A 2,686-nucleotide genomic window follows, 5' to 3' on the forward strand; every position below is an offset into this window, starting at 1 on the left:
GATCTCAGGTGTGGAGACCGCGGTGGAGGCGGTGGCGGAGGTGTTCCGCGGGCTGGGGCGTCGTACGTCCCGGCTGCGGGTGTCGCACGCCTTCCACTCGCCGCTGATGGAGCCGATGCTGGAGGAATTCCGTACGGTCGCCGAGGGGTTGTCCTACGCCGAGCCGCTGCTACCCGTCGTCTCCAACGTGACCGGCCGTATCGCCGCGTCCGGTGAACTCACCACGCCCGCCTACTGGGTGACCCATGTCCGTGAGGCCGTGCGTTTCGCGGACGGTGTCCGTGCGCTGGTCGGTGAGGGTGTCACGCGGTTCGTGGAGCTGGGCCCGGACGGTGTGCTCAGCGGCATGGCCCGCGAGAGCGCCGGCGACGACGCCCTCCTCGTACCTGTGCTGCGCAAGGACCGCGACGAGGAGACCACGGCCCTCACCGCCCTCGCACGACTCGCGGCACACGGACAGACGGTCGACTGGGCCGCGTACTTCGCCGGAACCGGCGCCCGGCTCACCGACCTCCCCACCTACCCCTTCCAGCACCAGCGCTACTGGCCCACACCCGACGCGTCCTCCGGGGACGTCGAGTCCGCCGGCCTGCGCTCCGCAGGGCACCCCCTGCTCAGCGCGGCCGTCGAGTTCTCCGACTCCGACGGACTCCTCCTCACCACCCGCCTCTCCCTGCGCACCCACCCGTGGCTGGGCGAACACGTCGTCATGGGCAACGTCCTGCTGCCCGGCACCGCCTTCGTCGAACTCGCGGTGCGGGCCGGGGACGAGGTCGGCTGCGACCGCGTCGAGGAACTCACCCTGGCCGCCCCCCTCGTCCTCCCCGAGCAGGGCGGAGTCCAACTGCACATCCAGGTCGGCCCGGCCGACACCGCGGGCCGCAGGGTCCTCACCGCCCGCTCCCGGCCGGAAGGCGAGGACGACCGGCCCTGGACCGAACACGCCACCGGCGTCCTCGCCCCGGGTACGGCTCCCGCTTTCGACACCGCCGCCTTCGACACCGCCGTCTGGCCGCCCGCCGACGCCGAGCCCGTCGACCTGACGGGCCTCTACGAGCGCATGGCCGAGGGCGGATACGAGTACGGCCCCCTCTTCCAGGGCCTGCGCGCCGCCTGGCGCCGGGGCGACGACGTGTTCGCCGAGGTCGCCCTCCCCGACTCCGCCGAGCGCGACGCGGCCGGCTTCGGCCTGCACCCGGCGCTGCTCGACGCGTCCGTGCAGATCTCCGCCCTCGGCGGACTCGCACGGGGAGTCGTCCCGTTCTCCTGGGAAGGCGTCACCCTGCACGCCACCGGCGCCCGGGCCGTCCGCGTCCGCCTGACCCGGACCGGTGACGAGTCCGCGTCCGTCGCCGTCGCCGACCCCACCGGAGCACCGGTCGCCACCATCGAGAACCTGGTGCTGCGCGCCGTCGCCTCCGGCACCGCCGCCGGCACCACGACCCGGGACGCCCTGTTCCACGTGGCCTGGACCCCGGTCGCCGCTCCCGGGACGACCGGTGATGCCGGGGACACCCCTTCCACGGCCGTCCTCGGCACCACCGACGACCTCCTCGCCGCCCTGACCGGGCCCCGTCATGCCGACCTCGACGCGCTGATGGAGAACGGCGAGGTACCGGCCACGGTGTTCGCCGTCGTACCGCACCGCGGCTCGCAGAAGACCGGCACGGTGGACTCCGTGCACGGCGCGGCCTCGTGGGCGCTGGGGCTGGTGCGGTCGTGGCTGGCGGAGCAGCGGTGCGCGCAGTCGCGTCTGGTGTTCGTGACGCGGGGAGTGCTTGAGGGCGGTGACCTGGCCGGGTCCGGCGTGTGGGGTCTGGTGAGGTCGGCTGTCTCGGAGCATCCGGGGCGGTTCGGTCTGCTGGATGTCGAGCCGACGGTGGTGTTGTCGGCTGAGTTGCTGGGGGCTGCCCTGGCGGTGGGTGAGGCCGAGGCCGAGGTCGCGGTGCGTGGGGGTGAGGTGTTGGTGCCTCGTCTGGCGCGTGTGGCCTCCGGGCGGAGTGCTTCGGCTGCGTCCGTCTGGGATGTGGCCGGGGGTACGGTCCTGGTGACGGGTGGCACGGGCGGCTTGGGCCGGATCGTGGCCCGGCATCTGGTGGTCGAGCATGGTGTGCGTGATCTGCTGCTGGTGAGCCGTCGTGGTGCGGCTGCCGAGGGTGCCGAGGATCTGGTCGCCGAGTTGTCCGGGCTGGGTGCTCGGGTGTCGGTGGAGGCCTGTGACGTGGCCGACGGGGCTGCGGTGGCTGCTCTGGTGGGCCGGTATCCGGTGCGGGCGGTGGTGCACGCGGCGGGTGTGCTGGACGACGGTGTGGTGGAGTCGCTCGACGCCCTGGCCCGGCACCGCCGCTCGCTCGGTCTGCCCGCCACGTCCCTCGCATGGGGCCCGTGGACCCAGGACGCCGGCATGATCGGCACGCTCTCCGACACCGACGTCCACCGCATCGCCCGCGCCGGCATGCCGGAACTCACCCCCGAGCAGGGCGCGGCCCTCTTCGACGCGGCACTCGACACCGGTGAACCCGTCGTCCTGCCCGTGCGTCTCGACCTCCCCGCCCTGCGGGAACAGGGCGACATCCACCCCATGCTCCGTGGTCTGATCCGGGTGCGGGTGCGGCGGTCGGTCGCGGGTGGTTCGGTGGCGGTGGCCGGTCTGGTGCGGCGGTTGGAGGGTCTGGGCCGGGACGAG

General features: G+C 73.5%; 1 protein-coding gene. It reads left to right on the forward strand.

Translation table 11 applies throughout. From position 1 onward, the window contains the following. The coding region (locus IH50_RS0136660; RefSeq protein ID WP_030872879.1) for an SDR family NAD(P)-dependent oxidoreductase at positions 1–2,686 on the forward strand (2,686 nt) is incomplete at both ends.

Source organism: Streptomyces sp. NRRL S-37, assembly GCF_000721605.1.
In the GTDB taxonomy this organism is placed as follows: Bacteria; Actinomycetota; Actinomycetes; order Streptomycetales; family Streptomycetaceae; genus Streptomyces.